Origin of the sequence: Affinirhizobium straminoryzae, assembly GCF_007004135.1 — a bacterium.
Taxonomy (GTDB): Bacteria; Pseudomonadota; Alphaproteobacteria; order Rhizobiales; family Rhizobiaceae; genus Neorhizobium; species Neorhizobium straminoryzae.
Window position 1 is genome coordinate 59,081 of the sequence record NZ_VJMG01000069.1, and the last position, 22,012, is coordinate 81,092.

The 22,012-nt window shown below is 64.2% G+C and carries 21 protein-coding genes; 9 read left to right on the forward strand and 12 right to left on the reverse strand.

The window, feature by feature from the left end; all coding sequences use genetic code 11:
* The first annotated feature begins 24 nt into the window (after positions 1-24).
* The 3 genes from FNA46_RS20900 to FNA46_RS20910 all read left to right on the forward strand — a co-directional run bounded on the left by FNA46_RS20900 (position 25) and on the right by FNA46_RS20910 (position 2,874).
* Positions 25-768 (forward strand): class I SAM-dependent methyltransferase, encoded by a 744-nt coding sequence (locus tag FNA46_RS20900; protein WP_143127147.1) that lies wholly within the window; start codon positions 25-27, stop codon positions 766-768.
* Between the two features lie 73 nt (positions 769-841).
* Entirely contained in the window at positions 842-1,948 is a 1,107-nt protein-coding gene (hisC, locus tag FNA46_RS20905) for a histidinol-phosphate transaminase (protein ID WP_143127148.1), read from the forward strand.
* Positions 1,945-2,874: a prephenate/arogenate dehydrogenase family protein gene (locus FNA46_RS20910; protein ID WP_143127149.1), complete on the forward strand. Its 930-nt coding sequence runs from the start codon at positions 1,945-1,947 to the stop codon at positions 2,872-2,874. Before hisC ends, FNA46_RS20910 begins: the two co-directional genes overlap by 4 nt.
* Before the next feature lie 39 nt (positions 2,875-2,913).
* On the opposite strand, the gene FNA46_RS20915 is transcribed toward FNA46_RS20910, so the two are convergent.
* Positions 2,914-3,921: a DUF2125 domain-containing protein gene (locus tag FNA46_RS20915; protein WP_143127150.1), complete on the reverse strand. Its 1,008-nt coding sequence runs from the start codon at positions 3,919-3,921 to the stop codon at positions 2,914-2,916.
* 1 nt (position 3,922) lies between these two features.
* Between FNA46_RS20915 and FNA46_RS20920 the strand changes: the two genes are divergently transcribed.
* Positions 3,923-4,516, forward strand: coding sequence for a gamma-glutamylcyclotransferase (locus FNA46_RS20920; protein ID WP_425468789.1), 594 nt, complete (start codon positions 3,923-3,925; stop codon positions 4,514-4,516).
* Here the strand turns inward: FNA46_RS20920 and FNA46_RS20925 are convergent.
* From FNA46_RS20925 to ftsE, 4 genes are all read right to left on the reverse strand, one after another.
* Positions 4,489-5,292, reverse strand: coding sequence for a lysophospholipid acyltransferase family protein (locus FNA46_RS20925; protein ID WP_143127152.1), 804 nt, complete (start codon positions 5,290-5,292; stop codon positions 4,489-4,491). The genes FNA46_RS20920 and FNA46_RS20925 overlap by 28 nt on opposite strands.
* A 65-nt stretch (positions 5,293-5,357) precedes the next feature.
* Entirely contained in the window at positions 5,358-6,101 is a 744-nt protein-coding gene (locus FNA46_RS20930) for a YdcF family protein (protein ID WP_143127153.1), read from the reverse strand.
* A gap of 51 nt (positions 6,102-6,152) precedes the next feature.
* Entirely contained in the window at positions 6,153-7,103 is a 951-nt protein-coding gene (locus FNA46_RS20935; RefSeq protein ID WP_244618033.1) for a cell division protein FtsX, read from the reverse strand.
* 85 nt (positions 7,104-7,188) lie between these two features.
* Positions 7,189-7,848, reverse strand: coding sequence for a cell division ATP-binding protein FtsE (gene ftsE, locus FNA46_RS20940; RefSeq protein WP_185969941.1), 660 nt, complete (start codon positions 7,846-7,848; stop codon positions 7,189-7,191).
* Between the two features lie 199 nt (positions 7,849-8,047).
* Here ftsE and FNA46_RS20945 point away from each other — a divergent pair, with 199 nt between their 5' ends.
* The 3 genes from FNA46_RS20945 (at position 8,048) to FNA46_RS20955 (ending at position 9,840) form a co-directional block, all read left to right on the forward strand.
* Positions 8,048-8,743, forward strand: coding sequence for a hypothetical protein (locus tag FNA46_RS20945; protein ID WP_143127156.1), 696 nt, complete (start codon positions 8,048-8,050; stop codon positions 8,741-8,743).
* A 42-nt stretch (positions 8,744-8,785) separates the two neighbouring features.
* On the forward strand, positions 8,786-9,340 hold the full coding sequence (hpt, locus tag FNA46_RS20950) for a hypoxanthine phosphoribosyltransferase (RefSeq protein ID WP_143127157.1): 555 nt from the start codon (positions 8,786-8,788) through the stop codon (positions 9,338-9,340).
* Positions 9,341-9,465: 125 nt separating this feature from the next.
* The gene (locus FNA46_RS20955) at positions 9,466-9,840 is read left to right on the forward strand and encodes a response regulator (protein WP_143127158.1); all 375 of its coding nucleotides are present in this window, start codon (positions 9,466-9,468) and stop codon (positions 9,838-9,840) included.
* 142 nt (positions 9,841-9,982) lie between these two features.
* Here FNA46_RS20955 and FNA46_RS20960 read toward each other — a convergent pair whose 3' ends face one another.
* The 4 genes from FNA46_RS20960 to argH form a co-directional block, all read right to left on the reverse strand.
* Positions 9,983-12,631, reverse strand: coding sequence for a TIGR02302 family protein (locus FNA46_RS20960; protein WP_143127159.1), 2,649 nt, complete (start codon positions 12,629-12,631; stop codon positions 9,983-9,985).
* Positions 12,632-12,794: 163 nt separating this feature from the next.
* A complete protein-coding gene (lysA, locus tag FNA46_RS20965) occupies positions 12,795-14,063 on the reverse strand; it encodes a diaminopimelate decarboxylase (RefSeq protein ID WP_143127160.1) in 1,269 nt (422 codons plus the stop codon).
* Positions 14,064-14,078: 15 nt separating this feature from the next.
* Positions 14,079-14,273, reverse strand: a complete 195-nt coding sequence (lptM, locus tag FNA46_RS20970; RefSeq protein WP_143127161.1) for an LPS translocon maturation chaperone LptM — start codon at positions 14,271-14,273, stop codon at positions 14,079-14,081.
* 93 nt (positions 14,274-14,366) lie between these two features.
* Complete coding sequence (gene argH / locus FNA46_RS20975) at positions 14,367-15,770, reverse strand: argininosuccinate lyase (RefSeq protein ID WP_143127162.1); 1,404 nt, start codon at positions 15,768-15,770, stop codon at positions 14,367-14,369.
* Positions 15,771-15,793: 23 nt separating this feature from the next.
* Between argH and tlpA the strand changes: the two genes are divergently transcribed.
* Positions 15,794-16,453 (forward strand): thiol:disulfide interchange protein TlpA, encoded by a 660-nt coding sequence (tlpA, locus tag FNA46_RS20980; RefSeq protein WP_143127163.1) that lies wholly within the window; start codon positions 15,794-15,796, stop codon positions 16,451-16,453.
* Between the two features lie 30 nt (positions 16,454-16,483).
* Here tlpA and FNA46_RS20985 read toward each other — a convergent pair whose 3' ends face one another.
* Positions 16,484-17,356 (reverse strand): 3-hydroxybutyryl-CoA dehydrogenase, encoded by an 873-nt coding sequence (locus FNA46_RS20985; RefSeq protein ID WP_143127164.1) that lies wholly within the window; start codon positions 17,354-17,356, stop codon positions 16,484-16,486.
* A gap of 305 nt (positions 17,357-17,661) precedes the next feature.
* Here FNA46_RS20985 and FNA46_RS20990 point away from each other — a divergent pair, with 305 nt between their 5' ends.
* On the forward strand, positions 17,662-20,133 hold the full coding sequence (locus tag FNA46_RS20990) for a methyl-accepting chemotaxis protein (RefSeq protein ID WP_185969942.1): 2,472 nt from the start codon (positions 17,662-17,664) through the stop codon (positions 20,131-20,133).
* A 98-nt stretch (positions 20,134-20,231) separates the two neighbouring features.
* Here the strand turns inward: FNA46_RS20990 and FNA46_RS20995 are convergent, their stop codons facing one another.
* On the reverse strand, positions 20,232-21,161 hold the full coding sequence (locus FNA46_RS20995) for an electron transfer flavoprotein subunit alpha/FixB family protein (RefSeq protein ID WP_143127166.1): 930 nt from the start codon (positions 21,159-21,161) through the stop codon (positions 20,232-20,234).
* 24 nt (positions 21,162-21,185) lie between these two features.
* A complete protein-coding gene (locus FNA46_RS21000) occupies positions 21,186-21,935 on the reverse strand; it encodes an electron transfer flavoprotein subunit beta/FixA family protein (RefSeq protein WP_143127167.1) in 750 nt (249 codons plus the stop codon).
* Between the last annotated feature and the right edge of the window lie 77 nt (positions 21,936-22,012).

Sequence of the window (22,012 nt, forward strand, 5' to 3'; positions counted from 1 at the left end):
ACCACCCTCTGATAGCTTTTCGCCATGCACGCCGATATCGTCGACCTCCGTGAGTTCTACCAGTCGCCGCTCGGCCGCTTTGCCGAGCATTCGATCATCATGGCGCTGTCCTCGCTTTGGCCGCGCCTGCCGGAGGAGCGGCTGGTGGGGCTCGGCTATGCGGTGCCTTATCTCGACCGCTTTCGCGCCGATACCGAGCGCACCTTCGCCTTCATGCCGGCGGGGCAGGGGGCGGTGAACTGGCCGGTCGGGGAATTGTCCTCAACCGCGCTTGTCTTCGATGAGGAACTTCCGCTGCCGGATGCCTGCATTGACCGCGTTCTGATGGTGCATTCGCTGGAATTTGCCGAGAACCCGCGCGAGACGCTGAAGGAGCTGTGGCGCATCCTGGCGCCCGGCGGCCGGCTTGTCATCGTGGTGCCGAACCGTCGCGGGGTGTGGGCGCGCATGGAGCATACGCCGTTCGGCTCGGGTCGTCCCTATTCGCGCCGTCAGCTGACCAATCTGATGCGCGAGACGAATTTCACGCCGTCTGCCGCCGCCGAGGCACTGTTCTTCCCGCCCTCCAAGCTGCGAGCGGTGCTGAAGCTTCGCCATGGTTTCGAGCGGATCGGCCGCAGGCTCTGGCCGGCCTTTTCCGGCGTACTGGTGCTGGAGGCGCAGAAGCGGCTCTATCAGGGCCTGCCGGTGGCGGCGCGCGCCTCGCGGCGTGTTTTCGTGCCGGTGCTTGGCGCGCAAGGGGTTCCGACGACCAGAAGCCGCAGTTGAGGCCTTGCGGCCTCGACAAAAGCGGCCGACAGGATTAAGGGCGATGGATCATCTTTTTCGAAGGTCTTGCCCGATGGATAGCGCCCAGCTGAAGCCCGTTCCCCGCCCCGGAATCCTGGATATCGCCGCTTATGTGCCGGGCAAGGAACATGCGCCGGGTGTCGCGCGCGTCTTCAAGCTCTCCTCCAACGAGACCCCGCTCGGCGCAAGCCCGAAGGCGCTCGATGCCTTCCGCCAGGCGGCCGGCCATCTCGAAATCTATCCCGACGGTCAGGCGATCGAACTGCGCACCGCGATTGCCGAAACCCACCGGCTGAACATCGCCAACATTCTCTGCGGCAACGGTTCCGATGAACTGCTCGGCCTGCTTTGCCATGTCTATCTCGGCGCCGGTGACGAGGCGATCATCACCGAGCATGGATTCCTCGTCTACAAGATCCAGATCATGGGCGCCGGTGCGACCCCGGTGACGGTGAAGGAACAGGAGTGCCGGGTCGATGTGGATGCCATTCTGGCGGCCGTGACGCCGAAGACGAAGATGGTGTTCATCGCCAATCCCGGCAACCCGACCGGCACCTATGTGCCGGCCGCCGAGGTGCGCCGCCTGCATGCCGGCCTGCCAAAGAACGTCATCCTCGTGCTCGACGCGGCCTATGCCGAATATGTGCGTGAAAACGATTACGAATCCGGCATCGAGCTTGTGTCTTCGGCGCAGAATGTCGTGATGACGCGCACCTTCTCCAAGGTCTACGGGCTTGCGGCGCTGCGCATCGGCTGGATGTATGGCCCTGTCGACATTCTGGACGCGCTGAACCGCGTGCGCGGCCCCTTCAACCTCAACGCGCCGGCCATTTCCGCCGGTGCCGCCGCGATCCGCGACCAGGATTTCATCGGCAAGGCCGTGGCGCACAACCAGCTTTGGCTGGCCAAGCTGACGCAGGCCTTCGAATCCTTCGGCCTCAAGGTCACGCCGTCGGTCACCAACTTCCTGCTGATCCATTTCCCCGACGTGGATGGCAAGCGGGCGCCGGAGGCCGATGATTTCCTGACCAGCCGCGGCTTCATCCTGCGCGCCGTCAGGGGCTATGGCTTCCCGAATGCGCTGCGCATGACGGTGGGCTCGGAAGAGGCCAATCGCGGCGTGATCGAGGCTCTCGGCGAGTTTATGAGCAAGGCATGAGTGGCATTCTGTTCGACCGTATCACGCTGATCGGCATCGGCCTGATCGGATCCTCCATCGCGCGCGACATCCGGGACAAGGGCCTGGCTGGCGAGGTGGTGATCTCCACCCGCAGCGAAACGACGCTGAAGCGCGCCGAGGAACTGGGGCTTGGCGATCGCTATCTAACCTCCGCCGCCGAGGCGGTGAAGGGGGCGGATCTGGTGATCGTCTCGGTGCCGGTCGGTTCGTCCGGCATGGTCGCCGAGCAGATCGCGCCGCACCTGAAGCCGGGCGCCATCCTCACCGATGTCGGTTCCACCAAGGCCTCCGTCATCGCGCAGATGCAGCCGCATGTGCCGGAAGGCGTGCATTTCATCCCCGGCCACCCGCTGGCGGGCACGGAAAAATCCGGTCCGGATGCCGGCTTTTCCGGCCTGTTCAAGGGGCGCTGGTGCATCTTCACGCCGCTGCCGGACACCGATCCGGAGGCGCTCTCACGACTTCGCGATTTCTGGGCGGCACTCGGCTCCCGGATCGACGAGATGGACCCGCTGCATCACGACAAGGTGCTGGCGATCGTCTCGCACCTGCCGCACATCATTGCCTATAACATCGTCGGCACGGCCGACGACCTGGAGACGGTGACGGAATCGGAAGTCATCAAGTATTCCGCCTCCGGTTTCCGCGATTTCACCCGTCTGGCGGCCTCCGATCCCACCATGTGGCGGGATATCTGCATGCACAACAAGGATGCCATCCTGGAAATGCTGGCGCGCTTTTCGGAGGATCTCTCCTCCCTGCAGCGGGCGATCCGCTGGGGCGAGGGCGACAAGCTGTTCGAGCTATTCTCGCGCACCCGCACCATCCGTCGCTCGATCGTCGAGGCGGGCCAGGACGTGGATGCACCGGACTTCGGCCGCCACGCGCTGGACCCCAAGAACTGATTGTCCGGCTGCTCGTCCCCGCCCGGCGGGGACCAGGCCTCAGAGCGGCGGAATCTCGCCCACCGCGATGAAGCCGCCGACGAGGATCTTGCCGCGGTTGAGCGTTACGTCGAGGCGGGCGCTGTCGCCGCCGCCGGTCAGTGCCGACAGCATCCTCGAAGCGGTGTCGATGGTCTTGGCAAGCTGCGGGAAATTGCCCGAGAGACGTTCGCGCCAGGCTCCGATTTTCTGCACCTCCAGCTTCAGCTTGCCGGACAGCCGGCCCTGCTCGTCAATGGCGATCGGGCCGCTGATACTGAGGATCTGGCCGTCGCCGAGATCGACACCGAGCTGGCGGATCTCTCCCTTCGAGCCGTAAAGGCCCGTACCGGTCTCGTCATGCCCTTCCAGCAGTCCCGCCTTGCCGGCGACCGTCACATCGGCCACGGCGGTGAAGCGCGGGATCTGCAGCGGCAGGCCTCGGGCGACAAGATCCGTGTTGCGCAGCGTCACCGCAGCATCGAGATCCGCACCGTTCTGGCGGGCATGCACCTCCGTCTGTTCGACCTTGAGGTCGAAGGCCTGGCCTGTCTGCGAGGAGGTGATGGCCGAGGCAAGGCCCTTGATGACTGTCGAGCTGCGCTCCACGCCGCCAGCCTTGGTTTGCAGGCTGGCCTGCAGGTCGGCCCATTGCGCGGTGACGGAGAGGCCGTTGCCGGTGCGCAGTTCCGAGGGACCATCCAGTTCCCAGACAATATGGTTTGGCGCATAGACCTGGGCTGCCGAACGCAGCGCCCCGAAGCTCGCGGAAATGCCCTTGGCGCTGTCGTCCACCGTAACCTTGGAGCAGAACAGGCCGATGCGGAAGGGATAGCCGCGATAGGTCGCGTCGGCGCAGTCGGCGGTCACGCCATGGTCCTGCTGCTTGCCGAGTGCGGTCAGCGTATTGGTCTTCAGGGTGGCTGCCGCATAGAACCAGCCAGCGGTATAGAGCGCGATGACCAGGACGATCAGCGCCGCCAGGGCCAAAATTTTTGCAGAAACGCCGCTTCGGCTTGACGCTGCCATGATGTTCTCCAATGGTGCTCGTTCGAGTGCGTGCGGTTTGGCGTGGGATATGGACGAATTTTGGGTGTTTGGCTACGGCTCCCTGATGTGGAATCCGGGCTTTGACTATGAAATGCGGGTGGGAGCACTGGCCAGGGGCTATCGCCGATCTCTCTGTGTCCGTTCCTTCGTCCACCGCGGTACGCCCGAACGTCCGGGTCTGGTGCTGGGGCTCGACCGTGGCGGCTCCTGCCGCGGCGTGGCCTTCCGGGTGGCCGACGGGAAGCGCGAGGCGGTGCTGGATTACCTGCGCGCGCGCGAACTCGTTACCCATGTTTATCTCGAGCGACAACTGTCCGTGCTGCTGGAGGATGGGCGTCCGGTCCGGGCCGTGGGCTATGTGGTGGACCGCAGCCATTCGCAATATGGCGGCGCGCTCACTGTGGAGGAGGCCGCGCGGATCGTGCAGGTCTCCCACGGCCAGTCCGGCCCGAACGATGCCTATGTTGCCAATACCGTTGCCCATCTCAAGGAGATGGGCATTCGCGATCACTGGCTGGAAGGGGTTGCGGCGCGTGTTGCCGACCTTCAGGCGCGCACGGTAGCGGTTGCCTGATCCTTCAGCTCCGCCACCCGCTTGGCGGCTGTCGGCGGCAGCGGCAGGTGCGGATTGGCCGCCACCTCGTCCAGCAGCAACTGATCGCTCGCCGTCTCCAGCGTCTCCACCAGCCGCGCAAAGAAGGCATCCGGGTCGAGTCCGGGCTCGATGGCGGGCAGGATGCGGACGCGGAAATGGCCGGGATAGCGCAGGGTGCTGCGGCGCGGCCAGAACAGGCCGGGATGCAGCACGATCGGCACCACCGGGACCTGTGTATCACGATAGATGCGGGCAATGCCGTAGCGATAGGCGGGCTCGGCGCCCGGCGGACGGCGTGTGCCTTCCGGATAGATAATCAGCTGCCGGCCATTGTCCATCTCGATCTTCGTGCGGCGCATCACCTCCACCATCACCTTGCCGCGGGCACCGCGATCAACGGGGATCATCCGCTGCTTCATCAGATACCATCCGAACAGCGGGATCCAGGTCAGTTCGCGCTTGAGGATGAAGACGGGATCGTCGATCCAGGGCAGCAGTGCATAGGTGTCCCAGAAAGACTGGTGCTTGGGCGCGAAGATGCAGCCGGTCTTCGGAATATTCTCCAGCCCTTCGATGGTAAAACGCGTTCCGACGATCTTTTCCATCAGCCAGTGGTTGGAGCGCGCCCAGGCCTTCGGAATGGCGAAAGCCTTCTTGCGCGGCAGGAGGAAATAGATCGGCGTCAGCACGATCATGCGCAGGATCAGGTTGGCATAGAAAAGGGTATTGAACAGGACTGAACGCAGGACCAGCATGATGGACTTCCGGAAAGGCATGGGCAGGCTGTGCCTACACCATCCGGAGGCCGGACGGAAGCAGCCTATCGATGCGGTGGTGGCTTCGTGCTTTCCTCGCGGATCTCTTCCTGGGTACGCAACCCCGTGCCCTGGCTGATGCCGAAATAGGAGCGCAGTGTGGCAGCCGCCATCTTGGCATATTCCGCCAGCATGATGCGCAGCACATCCGGCTCGGTGAACCAGGCCTTCCGCTTCAGGTCCGCATTGATGACGGGATAGGGAATGAACTTCGTCTCGTGGTCGAGGACCCTGAGTTCGAGCAGGCTGCGCGGCATGTGGTAGTTGTTGGTCACCACCAGCACCGAGCGATAGTCATGGTCGCGAATCCAGCGGGTGATCTCGTTGGCATTGCCGATGGTGTCGATCGCGCTGTAGCCGACATCGACGCAGCAGCGGAAAAGATCCGCCGAGCCCTGGGTGGAGCGGCGGATCTGGGCCGGAGAGGCAGAGGGATGGGCGCCGGAAATCAGCAGGCGCTTGCCCGCACCGTCCCGCAACAGGCCGAGCGCCTGGTCGATTCGCTGATACCCGCCCGTCAGCACAACGATGGCATCGGCCTTGATGCCTTCCGGCGGTTGCAGCGAGGTAACGGAATCGGCAAACCAGAGAAAGCCACCGACCAGCAGTGCACCCGCCAGCAGAACGGTCATGCCGGCATAGCGCAGGCAGCGCCGGATCAGGCTGCGCCTGCTCCACCAGCCCGGTCCGCCCTCCTTGCCCGGAGGACGGGGCAGCCCTGATTTCCACATGGTCTGGCCAAGGATCATGGCCTCGTCCTTAGCCCGAGTTTCGCCGCAAGAACAGACCCCTCCCGCGGTTCAGCCGCCGGCCAGCCCCTCGGAGCGGGCCGGATCCGAGCGGATGAGGTCGATTTCGTCAATTGTGCGCATGACGGTGATGCGTGCCGTCAGCGTGGTGAGCAAGGCAATAACGATGATTGTGGCAAGAATCCCGAGATAGCCCATGAAGTCGATGGTGAAGGTGCCGAAAAGCGCGGTCGCCTGGTCGGTCTGCGGCGTGGCGCGCGTCTGGCTCTGCAGGAAGCCGGCGGTCGCAAACAGCAGTGCCGCCAGCGCCCCGCCCGCGGCGGACCCCTTCAGGCTGATCTTGAGGAAATGCTTCTGGAATTCGGTCGCCACGAAGGCGCTTTCGGCGCCGACGAAATGCAGTACCTCCACGATATGCCGGTTGCCGGACAGGGCGCCACGGGTGGCGAAGACGACCGTCAGGATCATTGCGGTAAAGACCAGGATCAGCACGCCGGTGCCGATCAGCACCGTGGTATGCGCCATCGAGACGAGCCGATCCACCCATGTCCGGTGGTCATCGAGAAAGGCCTGCGGCACTTCTGAGCGCAGCAGATCGCGCATGGCGGCAAAATCCGGCGGGTGACGCTCATCGATGGTGATGATGATGAGACGCGGAACCGGCAGTTCCTTGAGATCGAGGCCGGCGCCGAGCCACGGCTCCAGCAGGCGGGCGGTTGCGGCATCGTCCATCACCGTGCCGGACTTGGTGCCGACGAAGGTGAGGGCCAGATCCTTGGCTTTCTTCAGTGCCTTGTCCATGTCGAGCCCGTCATCCGGCTTGATCTGGATGGTGATCTCGCGAGAAATCTGGCTTTCCCAGCTGGAGGCTGTGGAACGCACCATGCTGACGGCGCCAAGTGTCAGGCAGGCCAGAAAGGACATGATGGCAATCACCACCATCAGGGCATTGCCCTGGATGTTGGAGGGCGGCAGGATGGGGCCAGTAGGACGCACGCGCATTTCCGGCCGCCGCTGCGGCGCTGCGGCTGACTCGGCAGCGTTCGTCTTCTGCTCCGGCTGTCGGCCGGTGCGGGTGCGACTGATCTCATTCATAGATATCGAGCCGCCCCTCGGTAAGGATCATCCGGCGGGCATCGAGTTGGTCCATCAATGCCAGATCATGGGTGGCGATCACCACGGCCGTCCCCAGCCGGTTGAGTTCCAGGAAAAGGTTCAGCAGCCGGCGCGCCATCGGCGGATCGACGTTGCCGGTCGGCTCGTCGGCCAGCAGAATCTCGGGCCTGTCCATCAGCGCGCGCGCAATCGCCACGCGCTGTTTTTCCCCGCCTGACAGAACCGGCGGCAGCACATTGATGCGCTCGCCGAGTCCGACCCATTTCAGGAGTTCGATGACATCGTTGCGATAGCTCGCTTCCTCCTTGCCGCGCACCCTCAGAGGCAGAGCCACGTTCTCGTAGGTCGTCAGGTGATCGAGCAGGCGAAAATCCTGGAAAACGATACCGACGCGCCGGCGCAGCATCGGAAACTCCGCGCGCGGGATCTGGGACAGATCGCGATCGAACATGCGGATCAGGCCGCGCGTCGGCTGCAGTGAGAGAAACAGCAGGCGCAGCAGCGTGGTTTTGCCCGCACCGGACGGGCCGGTCAGAAATTGAAAGGAACGTCTCGGGATATCGAAGGTCAGATCCCGGAGGATTTCCGGGCCCATTCCGTACCGCAGACCGACATTTTCGAAATGGATCAACGCGTCGTCCAGTCCATTGGGTATTGCGTGAGGGGGCCCTTGGTAAATGGCAAGGGTTTATGGATCCTGAATCTCTCCCGGAAAATTGGGCGTTTCCGGGGCGATTTTGCGAAGCATTAACCATTCGAATTTACGACTGAGCGGGATTCGTTTCAATGCCTGACGTCCACGCGCATGTGGACGAGGCGGGGAGAGACCCATGGCGACCTTCCGCTCGCACCGTCGCAACACCGTCGCCTATGACATCCTGCCGCCGCAGAATGCCTCCGCCGCGTCCCGCCCGGCGCGTCCGCGACCCAGGGCGGATGTGGTGGATGCCGTCTTTGAAACGGTGCGCGAGCCGGCACCGCGTGCCGCCGGCGCCCGGCGGGTGCCACAGGCTGACAATGATACGGTCCGCCGCATCCTCCGGCGCTCCGGTCCGCTGATCGGCGAGCCGGCCTCGCGCCTTGCACGGCTGACGGAGCGGTTCGAGGCCATGTTGATGCAGCTCTCCGCGGATTTCTTTTCGGCGCTTGTTGCTTTCGTGTTCATTGTGGTCTTTGCGCTCTGCGGCGGCTTCTCGCTGATCTCGGGCGAGAAGGCCGACGCGCATGAAGGCGCAAACCTCGACATCACCCATGTGACGCTGACGCCCGGCTTTTCCGCCGGTCAGCCGGTTCTGACGGTCAACGGTGTGGTGGAGAACCGCGCGAACAGGCCGCACGCGGTGTCGCCGATCCGCGTCGATCTGGTGGAGGGGGCTGCGGTCGTCTCGTCCACGGTCATCGCAGCGCCGGTCGCCGTCATGGATGGCGGTCATAGCCGCGGCTTCTCGCTGACCATGCCGCACCCCGGTGGAAAAAACCTGCAACTGCGCCTTTCCTTCGACGGGCAGGGTGCCTCCCGCACCTGAAACGTGGTATCGGCGGGGTTTGACAAGTCCGGGAGACGCCCCATGCCCATCGTGCGCGGCAAAGTTATCGAGCCGCTTTACACCGCAGAGCAGATCGCTCACCGCAACCAGATTCTCGCCCGCGAGATCGCCGAAGGACCGACGAAGGACCTTCTCGTCATCGCGATCCTGAAGGGTTCCTTCATCTTTGCTGCCGATCTGCTGCGGGCTCTGCACGAGACCGGTCTTGCGCCGGAAGTGGAATTCATCACGCTTTCCAGCTACGGCACGGGCACGGTGTCTCAGGGCGTGCGGATCGTGAAGGATATCGATTCGGACGTGAAGGACCGTGACGTACTCCTGATCGACGACATTCTGGAATCCGGCCGCACCCTGAAATTCGCCAAGGAACTGCTTTTCGAACGCGGCGCGCGCAACGTCACCGTTGCCGTTCTGCTCGACAAGCGGATGAAGCGCAAGGAGGCGCTGGAGGCCGAATATGTGGGCTTCGACTGCCCCGATCACTTCGTCGTCGGTTACGGAATGGACGTCGCCTATGCCTTCCGCGAGCTGCCCTTCGTCGGGGTGGTTACCGGAGATGCACCGGCCGAAGGCTGAGGCAGAACGCCCGATACCGCGTGTTAACCATTCGGTTTCAGGGCCTCTGGCCGTTTACTCCTCGCAAAGGAAATCCGGGTCATCTGGATCCCGATTTGATGCATGATGCACGGGAGAAATCTGCCATGGCCAAGATCCTGATCACCGAAGACGAGGATTCGCTGCGTTCCTTCGTGGCACGCGCCCTGCGCCTGGATGGCCATGAGACGCATGAGGCGGCTGATGGCGCGGAAGGCCTCCAGCGCCTGGAGGAATGCAGCTATGACCTGCTTCTGTCGGATATCCGCATGCCGGTCATGGACGGCATCGAACTGGCGCATCGGGCTGCGGCGCAGTATCCGGCGCTGAAGATTTTGCTGATGACGGGCTATGCCGAGCAGCGCGAGCGCGCCGACGACCTGATGGCCAAGGTGGTCGATGTCGTCGACAAGCCGTTTGCCCTGCCGGATATCCGCCGCGCCGTGGCGCAGGCGCTGGCCGTCGCCCCCAAGGCCGCCTGACAGGCCGCGACACCTGCGCGGCCCCGCTCCCGGGGCCGGCATGACCATCGAAGAGTGAGCCGGCGTCGCCTCCGGCCGATCGTCCGGGATCCGCACATGCCGTTTGCAGCGCCCGCCTCCGGATGACGGCGCATAGGGGACGTCAGCGAATGTCCAGTAGCCGTTCGAGATAGCGCCGTTCTTCCTCGCCCGACATCATGTTGCCGAGCCGCTCGCGGATCGCGTCGAGAATTTCGCGGGCGCGCTGCACGTCGATTTCGTCCGGCACCTTGACCTGATCGCCGAATTCCGGCCCGGCAGTGGCGCGCGGGCGTCCCAGCGGGTCGCGGCCGTTCTGGCCGCCCTGCGAGGCCTGGCCTTCGCCCGGCCCCTGTCCCTGCTGGCCACGGCCCTGCTGCATGGCCTGCATCATCTGCTGCATCATGCTCTGTGCGCCCTGGCGAAGCGCATTCAGCGCATTGCCCTGACCTTCGACGGCCTGATCACCACGACCCTTGCCGAGGGCTTCGCCGGCATTGCCCATTTCCCGCTGCGCCTCGCCGAAGCCGTCGCCCGGCTGCATGCCGAGATCCCTCAGGCCCTGCTGCAGCTCCTGCAGCTTCTTGCCGAGCCCTTCCTGCTGGGCGCGCAGGTTCTTCAGTGCCTCGCGCAGCTGCTCCGCTGTCATCTGGTCGAGCGGCTGCTGGCCCTGCTGTTGGCCTGGCTGCTGCTGGCCTTGCGGGTTCTGGCCCTGCTCGTAAGGCTGCTGGTCCGGATCGCCGCGCTGCATGCGGTCGCGCAGGGCCTGATCCATCTGGAACGTCTGGTCCATCAGGCGCTGCTGCTCCTGCATGATCTCGCCGAGCTTGTCGATCTGCTGGCGCATGCGGCTCGTCTGCTGCTGCTGGCCCTGCTGGGGGCGCTGCGGGCGACCCGCCTGCAGGTTGTTCATCATGCGCTGCAGTTCGGAGAGCATCTGCTGGGCCGCATCGCGATTGCCGGAACGGGCGAGATTCTCGATCTGGTCCATCATGTTCTGCAGGTCGCGCTGGCGGATGACGTTCTGCGCCTGCATGTTCTGCTCAGACTGCGGCATGTTCTGCATGCGCTGGGCGAGTTCCGACATGAAATTCTGCATCGCCTCGCGCAGTTCCTTCATCAGGCGGGCGATCTCTTCCTGCGAGGCATTGTTCTGGAGCGCGTCGGAAAGGGCCTGCTGGGCATCGCGCAGCCGCCGTTCCGCCTGCGAAAGATTGCCGTCCTCGATCCCGAGCGCGATTTCCCAGAGATAATCGGCGGTGTCCTTCAGCTGCTGATCGCTGCGGGCAAGCTTCATGCGCTCCAGTGCCGAGCGGATCAGCAGGAAGTGCGAGAGGTTGGGAATGGTTTCGTCGGCGCGCAGCGCCAGCGCCTCGTTGAGCGCGATGGCGCGCGGCATCTTGCGGGTATCGAGCGCGAAGACCTGTCTCTGCTCGGCCACTGCCGCCGCCAGCGGTTCGTTGAAGCGGCGGGCGGGCAGCACCATTTCGACGGACGGGCTGCGACCTTCCTGACCGGCGCCGTCCACGGCCACCAGCGTGATGCGCACCCGTTTGCCGGCGAGCGGATGTTCGGTGAGGTTGCGGCTGGTCAGGCCCTTGATGTCACGCGAATTCTGCCGCGGCAGATCCAGCTTGAACTCCGGCAGCGGGTAGAGCGGCTTGGCCCCGTCATCCTGCGGCTCGACCGGTTCGATCAAGGCGAAGGCCTTCTGGATGCCGTAATCGTCCTTGCCCGTGAAGCCGATTTCCAGCGCGCCGTTGACGGCGCGGCGCGGCTGCCGGTCGAAGGCGATTTCCGGCGCACGGTCGGCAATCACGTCGAACAGCCATTGCTGGCCGTTGACGGTCAGGTCGCCGCTTTCCGCGACCTTCATCTTGTAGGTACGCGGGCCGAGCGGCTGTCCGGTGGCGCCGGCAGGTTGCTGAGCGGCAGAGGCCGGGGCGGTTGCGGCGTCACCTTCTGGTGCCAGCCGCTTGCCCGAAGCACCTTCCAGCGGCGAAAACTGCACCCGTTCGTCACCTTCGCCGCCGGTGACGCGCACCGTCAGCTCGGAATATTGGGGCAGGCGGACGCTGCCGGTCACCGGCGCCTCGCGCCCGGTCAGGAAAATCGGCGCGCGACCGGTATAGGCGGGCGGTGTCAGCCAGGCATCGACGCGCAGGTCCGGATTGACCTTTGCGGCCGGCAGCGACGGTGCAAACACATCCATCGGGCTGCCGCCGCCATTGGAAAAGGAATAGGCAAAGGCCGCAACAAGCAACAGGGCAGGCAGGGCACGCAGGCCGTGGCGGTCGTGGCGGGCGATATCGGGTTGCGGCAAACCGGCATCAAGCGCTGCGATGCGCCGCGCCATTCGAAGCTGGTGTTCTTTCCACAGCGCCCGGGCAAAGGGCGTCTCGAAGGCGGGTTCGTCCTCTTGCACGGCCACCGGCTGGTGCGGCAGGTGGTTGCGCGCCTCCAGCAACCGATCGGCGTCGCTGGCGGCCGGCCAGCGCAGGCGCCCGAACGGCAGAAGCGCGCTCAGGAAGGCAAAGATGAACAGGCCGAAGACGACCCAGCGCAGGATTTCCGGCATGTGCCGGAACAGCCCGAACCAGCCGGTGGCGAGAAACAGGGCAACCACACTGAGCGGAGCCAGAAGGAGCGGGGCCAGCCGTTCGCAGAACAGAACGAAACGTGCCACCGCGCGCTTGGCAGCAACGCGGCGCGCGAGATCCGGGTGCGCTTCGAAGGCGCCTTTCCGGGTGAAGCTCATCCTGTTGCGGCTCATGCGGTCCGTCTCCTGTGCGTGGCGGCGTCAACCGACGTCGGGCACCGCAAAGCGCGAACCCGCTGGTGAGAGGATACCAGCGTTTGTGGCGAAGACGAGGGTGCTGCGGAGAAATGCCCCCGCTTTCTTGCCGTTTCGCTGAAATGTGAACGCGATGCGCGTTCTAGCCGAGCCATGCCGGCACGGAATCGAGGCCGATCAGGTCCTCGTAGCTGCCGCGCGGACGCACCACGTGGAACTCGCTGCCGCGCACCAGCACTTCCGGCACCAGCAGGCGCGAATTGTAGGTGCCGGCCTGCACCGCGCCATAGGCACCGGCCGAGCCGACGGCGAAGAGATCGCCGGCCTTCGGGCGCGCCAGGTCACGGTCAAGCGCCAGGTAATCGCCGGTTTCACAGACGGGACCCACCACATCGGCCTTGATGCGGGGCGTTTCGTCGGACGGCATGATGACCGGGCGGATGCCGTGATAGGCTTCGTAAAGCGTCGGGCGGATGAGATCGTTCATCGCGCCGTCGACGATCACGAAGGTCTTGTCGCCGGCATCTTTCACGTAGAGCACTTCGGTCACCAGAATGCCCGCATTGCCGACGATCAGGCGGCCGGGTTCGGTGACGATCCTGCAGTTCAGACTCTTCAATTGCGCCTTGACGATGCCGGCATAGGCATCCGGCAGCGGCGGCGGATTGTTGTCGTCCTTGTAGGGAATGCCAAGGCCGCCGCCGATATCGACGTGATCGATGCGGTGGCCATCGCCGCGCAGCGTTTCCACCAGTTCGCGCAGCAGCCGGAAGGCATCCTCGAAGGGCTGCAGCTCGGTGATCTGGCTGCCGATATGCATGTCGATGCCGCTGACCGTGATGCCGTCAAGCGTCGCGGCATGGGCATAGACGGCGCGGGCGCGCTCGTAGGAAATGCCGAACTTGTTTTCCTTCTTGCCGGTCGAGATCTTGGCATGCGTGCGCGCGTCCACGTCCGGATTGATGCGGAAGGAGACATGCGCCTTGCGGCCGAGCTTGAGGGCGCGCAGGTTCAGGATTTCCAGCTCCGGTTCGGACTCGACGTTGAAGCAGTAGATGCCCGCTTCCAGCGCCAGATCCATTTCGGCCGGTGTCTTGCCGACGCCGGAGAACATGATGCGGTTGGCGGGAATGCCGGCGGCCAGCGCCCGCCGCAGTTCGCCGCCGGAGACCACATCCACGCCGGCTCCCAGCCGGCCGAGCGTCTTCAGCACCGCCTGGTTGGAATTCGCCTTCATCGCGTAGCAGACCATGGCGTCCACATCCCCGAAGGCCTCGGAGAAGACGCGGTAATGCCGCTCCAGTGTTGCGGTGGAATAGCAGTAGAAGGGCGTTCCGACCGCCTTTGCAATCTCAGGAATGGCAACGTTTTCGGCGTGCAGCACGCCGTCGATATAATGGAAATGGTTCACGGCGAAGGCTCGCGATCAGAGAAGCGGGTCGAGAAGGAAAGGCTTTTCCGCAACCGGCTGCTTTTTCTGCTCGCCGCTCTTGCGGATGTTCTGCTGCTCGACGGGCGTGCTCGGCTTGTCCAGATTCCCCTTGCGGCCGCAGCCGGTGACGGCGACGCCTGCCATGCAGAGCACGATCGCGATACGGGCGAGATGGCGCTGGTTCGACATTCCTGTTCCTTTGTCAACGGCCTGTGGCGCAGGCGGGCGGAGCCCGTTCATAGCGAAGTTCCGCCCGCTTGTGCAGTCAATTCTCGTGATGGATCAGTTGCGGCCGCGCCACCATGCGATCTGTTTGCGCACTTCCGAGGGAGCGGTGCCGCCGAAGCTCACGCGGCTGGCAACCGAGGCATCGACGGACAGCACGTCGAACACCTTGTCGGTGATCGCGGCATGGATCGATTGCAGGTCGGCGAGCGAGAGATCGGCAAGCTCGCAGCCCTTGCCTTCCGCCATCGCCACGGCGCGGCCGGTGACGTGATGGGCATCGCGGAAGGGAAGCCCCGCCTCGCGCACCAGCCAGTCGGCAAGGTCGGTGGCCGTGGAATAGCCGGAACCGGCGGCAGCCCGCATGCGGTCGGTGCGCACCGTCATGTCGCGCACCATGCCGGCCATGGCGGCAAGCGCCAGTTCAAGGTTCTCCGCTGCATCGAAGACCTGCTCCTTGTCTTCCTGCATGTCCTTGGAATAGGCGAGCGGCAGGCCCTTCATGACCGTCAGCAGCGCCACCAGCGAACCGTTGATGCGGCCGGTCTTGGCGCGCACCAGTTCGGCGGCATCCGGGTTCTTCTTCTGTGGCATGATCGAGGAGCCGGTTGAAAACGCATCCGACAGGCGGATGAAACCGAACTGCGGCGTCGACCAGATGACGATCTCTTCGGCAAAGCGCGACAGGTGCACGGCGCAGATCGCGGCAACCGAGAGGAATTCCAGCGCGAAATCGCGGTCGGAGACGGTGTCGATCGAGTTGCGGGTCGGTTCGCGGAAGCCGAGCGCGGTCGCCGTCATGTGGCGGTCGATGCCAAAGCCGGTGCCGGCAAGTGCCGCTGCGCCGATCGGGCTTTCGTCCAGATGGTCGATGGCGTGGCGCACGCGCGCCCGGTCGCGGCCGAACATCTCGACATAGGCCATGCAATGATGGCCGAAAGTGACCGGCTGGGCGGTCTGCAGGTGAGTGAAGCCCGGCATCACGCTGTCCGCATGCTGTTCGGCCTTGTCCAGCAAGGCGGCGATCAGGTCTGTCAGCATGGCTTCGGTCTTGGCCAGCTCTTCCTTTACCCAGAGGCGGAAGTCGAGCGCGACCTGGTCGTTGCGCGAGCGGGCGGTGTGCAGGCGGCCGGCAGCGGGGCCGATCAGCGCTGCGAGCCTCGCCTCGATGTTCATGTGGATGTCTTCGAGCTTGCGGGAGAACTCGAATCTGCCGTCGCGGATCTCTGACAGGATTGTGTTCAGCCCTTCGACGATCTTGTCTTTATCTTCGACCGAAATGATGCCTTGCTTGGCGAGCATTGTGGCATGCGCGATCGAGCCGCGGATATCCTGGGCATAGAGCTTCTTGTCGAAACCGATGGAGGCATTTATCTCCTCCATGATGGCGTCCGGTCCCGAGGCAAAGCGCCCGCCCCACATCTGGTTGGAGGAAGCCTGATCCTTCGTGCCGTCTGCCATGAGTGCCCGTCCTGGAGTTTGATATGCCGAACAAGAGACCGCTGGGTCTGCCGTCCGTCCGCCTGATCCTGATTGCTGCCTTTGCCGGACTTCTGGCCGGCGCCGTGGCGGTATACGTGATGCCGGCCCTGTCTGGCAATGCCGCCGCAACGGCCGATACGGCGTGTGCAGGCGCCGTGCAGCAGGCAAAGACCGTTTCGGAGCTGGCGAAGGGCGAGATTGCCGCGCTGACGGCCACGGCGGAGCCCCGCCGCTTGCAGGCTCTTACCTTCAAGGGCCCGGACGGTGGCGCGCTCAAGCTTGCGAGCTTCGAGGGCAAGACGGTGCTTCTCAACCTCTGGGCCACCTGGTGCGGCCCCTGCCGCGAGGAAATGCCGGCGCTGAACCGCCTGCAGGAACAGAAGGGCGGCGACCGTTTCGAGGTGGTGGCCATCAATATCGATACCGGCGGCGACGAGAAGCCGAAGGCCTTCCTTGATGAGACCGGCGTGCACCATCTCGCCTATTACCGCGACAGTTCGATGGGCGTCTTCAATGCGCTGAAGAAGGAGGGGCTTGCCTTCGGCCTGCCGGTGACCCTGGTCATCAACCGGCAAGGCTGCCTGATCGGGTCGATGAACGGTCCTGCCGCCTGGGACAGCGAGCAGGCGAAGAGCCTGATCGACAGGGTTTCGGCACTCTGAGGCGCCGAAACCGTCCTTCAGTCTTCGGAGTCAGCGGGTCGGAACCGGCACGTCGCCGCGGTAATCATAGAAGCCGCGGCCCGACTTGCGGCCCAGCCAGCCGGCCTCGACATACTTCACCAGCAGCGGACAGGGGCGATACTTGCTGTCGGCCAGACCATCATGCAGCACCTGCATGATCGACAGACAGGTATCGAGGCCGATGAAGTCGGCGAGTTGCAGCGGGCCCATCGGGTGGTTGGCGCCGAGCTTCATGGCGGTGTCGATCGCCTCGACGGAGCCGACGCCCTCATAGAGCGTGTAGATCGCTTCGTTGATCATCGGCAGCAGGATGCGGTTGACGATGAAGGCCGGGAAATCCTCGGCAACCGTCACGGTCTTGTCGAGCTTGCCCACGAAGTCCTTGGCGGCGCGGAAGGTGGTGTCGTCGGTGGCGATGCCGCGCACCAGTTCCACCAGCTTCATCACCGGCACGGGATTCATGAAGTGAATGCCCATGAACTGCTCCGGCCGGTCGGTCGCGGCGGCAAGACGGGTGATCGACAGCGAGGAGGTGTTGGTGGCAAGGATCGCTTCCGGCTTCAGAACCGGGCACAGCTTGCTGAAGATCTTGCGCTTGACGCTTTCGTCTTCGGTCGCCGCCTCGATCACCAGGTCGGCCGGGGCGAGGTCGTTGATGTCGGTGCTGCCGGAAATGCGCGACAGCGCTTCGCGCCGCTCCTCGTCCGTCAGCTTGCCATTGCTGACCTGCCGGGCGAGATTGCCGTTGATGGTGGCAAGCCCTGCCTCGATGCGTTCGCTGGAGAGATCGTAAAGGGTGACCCGATAGCCGGCCTGCGCGCTGACATGCGCGATACCGCAGCCCATCTGACCTGCCCCGACAATTCCGAGATGTGTGATCATAGCGCCCTGTTTCCGCTGGAACTCTGGAGCCACACCGGCACGTTGCGTGCTTCTGTGTGCGGTGCGAAGAAAACCGCCCGTCAAGGGCTCGCACTTCCCTCAAGAGTGATAATGCCCGCCAGTCTGTTTTTCCAGTCCTTAATCCATTCTGTCGCGGCTGAGGCAAGAGTTTGGGACATATAGCCCTTTCATTTTAGCGTTATCTTAAGCGTGTGTCGGCAGCATCTGCCTCACGGCAAGCCGCGGCGCGGAGAAACCGTGCCTGGCATTTGCCGCGGATGCCAATTGCCTGGAGCCCGGAATCGATGCGCATTGCAAGAAAACTGCCGGTTTTCGTGACGATCGTGACCCTTCTCTCCATCGGTGCCGCAAGTTTTGCCGGTCTGATGGAAAGCGGCCGCGTGTTGCGTGAGCAGGCCATGGAAAAGCTGGAGGCGACCGCCGATGGTCGTCGTAACGAGGCCAAGCTCTATTTCGAGAATATGCTGACCAATCTGCGGGCGCTGGCGGGTGTGGCAACCACGGGCGAGGCCCTGCAGAAATTCCGGCGCGACTGGCGCTATCTGGGCGACAATCCGAAGGCGACGCTGACCGAGCGCTATATCACCAACAATCCGAGCCCGCCGGGACAGCGCGCCGATTACGACAGCGCCCGCGTCGATACCTATGACAGCAATCACAATCTCTACCATCCGGTGCTGCGCGCCTCGCTGAAGCGCTACGGCTATTCCGACATCTTCCTGATCGAGGCCAAGGGCACGATCCTGTATACCGTCCAGAAGAACGGCGAATTCGGTGCGAACCTCGCCGACCCGGACCTCAAGGATAGCGCGTTGGCAGAGGTCTTCCGCAAGGTGGCCGAAAGCGAGGACCGCGATCTCTTCGCCATGTCCGATTACGTGCTCTACGGCCCGCAGAAGCAGGCCACCATCTTCCTGGCTCAGCCGCTTTTCATGGGAGACGTGAAGGTGGGTGTCATCGTGGTGGCCGTGCCCGCCGGCCGGCTGAATTCGATGTTCGCCAACCGTACCGGGCTCGGTCAGACAGGCGAGACGCTGCTGGTCAACGCCGCCGGCATGGTGATCACGGACTCGCCGCTGACATCGGAGAAGGATGCGCTTCTCCAGCGGATCGAGGCGCCGGCCATCAAGAGCGCGCTTGGCGGTTCAGAGGCCAGCGGCGTGCAGCAGGGCTATCGCAACACCATCAACTATCTCGCCGCCTCACCACTCTCGTTCGGAGGTCACAACTGGGCCGTTGCCGCCGTCATGGCGGAGGACGAGGCGCTGGCCAGCCTTGTCGGCCTGCGCAACACGATCATCGGTCTTGCCATCGGCATTCTGGTGCTGGCCGTCATCGCTGCCGTTCTCGTTTCCCGCGGCATCACCCGTCCGATCCATGATCTGGTGCAGGCGATGACGCGCCTTGCCGGTGGCGATACCGGCATCGCGCTGACCGGCGAGCAGCGCAAGGATGAAATCGGCGACATGGTGCGCTCCGTTGCGGTGTTCCGCGATGCGGCGCTCGAAAAGATGCGCCTGCAGAGCGAGGCGGAACGCGACCGGCAGCTATCCGAAAGCGAGCGTCTGGCGCGTGAGACGGCGCGTGCCGAAGAGACACAGCGGCTGCAGCATACGGTCGAGGTGCTGGGCGCAGGTCTGCGGCGGCTTGCGGCCGGCGATCTCGGCACCACCATCGACACGCCTTTCATGGAAGGGCTCGACCGGCTGCGCACCGATTTCAACGATTCGATCCGCAACCTTGCCAGCACCATGCAGCAGGTTTCCGGCAGTACCGCCTCTATCAATGACACGGCCAGCGGCATGACGGCGGCGACCAATGACCTGTCGCGCCGCTCCGAGCAGCAGGCGGCGGCGATCGAGGAAACCTCCGCCGTCATCAGCCAGATCATGGAGGCGATCCGCGTGTCGACCGAACGCGCCACCAATGCCCGCTCCATGGCAGCGGAGACGAAGACGTCGACCGACCGGTCGGGCGCGATCGTCAGTTCCGCGGTCGAGGCGATGAGCCGCATCGAGCATGCCTCGCAGGAAATCAGCCAGATCATCAATGTGATCGACGAGATCGCCTTCCAGACCAATCTTCTGGCGCTGAATGCCGGCGTGGAAGCGGCGCGTGCGGGGGAGGCCGGCAAGGGCTTTGCCGTCGTTGCGCAGGAAGTGCGCGAACTCGCCCAGCGTTCGGCGACGGCGGCGCGCGAGATCAAGGAACTGATCGGCAAGTCCAGCGACGCGGTGAAAACGGGTGTCGATCTCGTGCAGAACACCGGTTCGGCGCTCGGCGAGATTGCCGGGCAGGTCACGCAGATCAACGAACAGATCGCCTTGATTGCCGAGGCTGCCGGCGAGCAGTCGGAAAGCGTCCGGGAAATCTCCACCGCCATCCGCCAGATGGAGAACACCACCCAGCAGAACTCGCAGATGGCCGAGCGCACCAATCACGACATGGAGAAGCTGACGCGCAATGCGCAGGATCTCTCCGGCCTCGTGGCGCGTTTCCGCTTTGCCGAAGGGCAGCCGCCATCGCAGGGTTTCGCGTCGTTCGGACGCGACGAACCGCTGCCGGTTTCGGTGCCGCCGCAGCGTGCCCCTGCCGCCAGTGGTCGCTTCGCCCCGGTGAAGCCAGCCAGCGACACCAGCCGTCAGGTGGCCTCTCCCGCCCGTGCGCTGCTCGGCAAGGTGGCCGCCGGCTTCTCGAAATCTTCCGCCGCGCCGCCATCCGCGGGCTCATCCAGCCAGAGCTGGGAAGAATTCTGATCGCCTCGTCCGTGGCGAAAGGCAGATAAGATGACAAAGGCCGCGTTCCCGGCAGGGGCGCGGCCTTTGTGTTTGCGTGACGCCAGTCGGACGAAGGCTCAGAGCGCCTTTTCCAGCTCCGGGATGATCTGGAAGAGATCGCCCACCAGGCCGTAATCGGCCACCTGGAAGATCGGCGCTTCCTCGTCCTTGTTGATCGCGACGATCACCTTGGAATCCTTCATGCCGGCGAGGTGCTGGATGGCGCCGGAAATGCCGCAGGCGATGTAGAGAGCGGGGGCGACCACCTTGCCGGTCTGGCCGACCTGCCAGTCATTGGGCGCATAGCCCGCATCGACGGCTGCGCGCGAGGCGCCGACGGCCGCGCCGAGCTTGTCGGCGAGCGGCAGGATCACTTCGCGGAATTTTTCCGAGGAGCCGAGCGCGCGGCCGCCGGAGACGATGATCTTCGCCGAGGTCAGTTCCGGACGGTCGGATGAGGAGAGCGCATCTTCCACGAAGCTGGAAAGACCGGCATTGCCGGCCGCCGAAACGGTTTCGACGGCAGCCGAACCGCCTTCGCCGGCGCCCTGGAAGGCGGCGGTGCGCACGGTGATCACCTTCTTGGCGTCGGTGGACTGTACCGTCTGGATCGCGTTGCCGGCATAGATCGGACGCCGATAAGTGTCGGCCGAGACGACCTCGATGATTTCCGAGACCTGCATCACGTCGAGCAGGGCGGCGACGCGCGGCATAACGTTCTTGGCGGTGGCGGTTGCCGCCGCGATGATGACGTCATAGGCGCCGGAGAGCGAGACGATCAGGTCCGCCAGCGGTTCCGCCAGACTGTTGGCATAAGCGGCGTCGTCGGCGAGCAGCACCTTGGAGACGCCCGAAAGTTTTGCGGCCGCATCGGCCGCGCCTTGGGCGCCGGAACCGGCGACCAGCACATGCACCTCGCCGCCGATCTGGGTCGCGGCCGTCAGGGCCTTGCCGGTCTGGTCGGAAACGCTTGCGCCGTCATGTTCTGCGAGAAGAAGAATGGCCATTGTCGTGTTCTCCCTGTCGTTCCCTTAGAGGACGCCTGCTTCGGTCTTCAGCTTTTCGACCAGTTCGGCCACGGAGCCGACCTTCACCCCGGCCTTGCGACCGCCCGGCTCTTCGGTCTTCAGCACCTTGAGGCGCGGCGAAAGATCGACGCCGAACTCGGCCGGCGACTTTTTGTCGAGGGGCTTCTTCTTGGCCTTCATGATGTTGGGCAGAGAGGCATAACGCGGCTCGTTGAGGCGCAGGTCCGTGGTGACGATTGCCGGAAGCTTGACCGCGATGGTCTGCAGGCCACCGTCCACTTCGCGGGTTACCTTGGCGGCGCCTTCGCCGATCTCGAGCTTGGACGCGAAGGTGGCCTGACCCCATTTCAGCAGGGCTGCCAGCATCTGGCCGGTCTGGTTCGAGTCGTCGTCGATTGCCTGCTTGCCGAGGATGACGAGGCCCGGATTTTCCGCCTCGACCACGCCCTTCAGGAGCTTGGCGACGGCCAGCGGCTCGACCGTCTCGTCGGTCTCGATCAGGATGCCACGGTCTGCGCCCATGGCAAGCGCGGTACGGATGGTTTCCTCCGCCTTGGCCGGGCCGATGGAGACCACGACGATTTCCGTTGCCTTGCCGGCTTCCTTCAGCCGAAGCGCCTCTTCAACGGAGATTTCGTCGAACGGGTTCATCGACATCTTCACGTTGGCGAGTTCAACGCCCGTGCCGTCCGCCTTGACGCGGATCTTCACGTTGTAATCAACCACCCGCTTTACAGGCACCAGGATTTTCATGACTTCCTTCCTCAGATCGAACCAATTGGGAAAATGCGGCCTCTCCCGCGCCGCTGATTGTCAATGGGCGACATGGA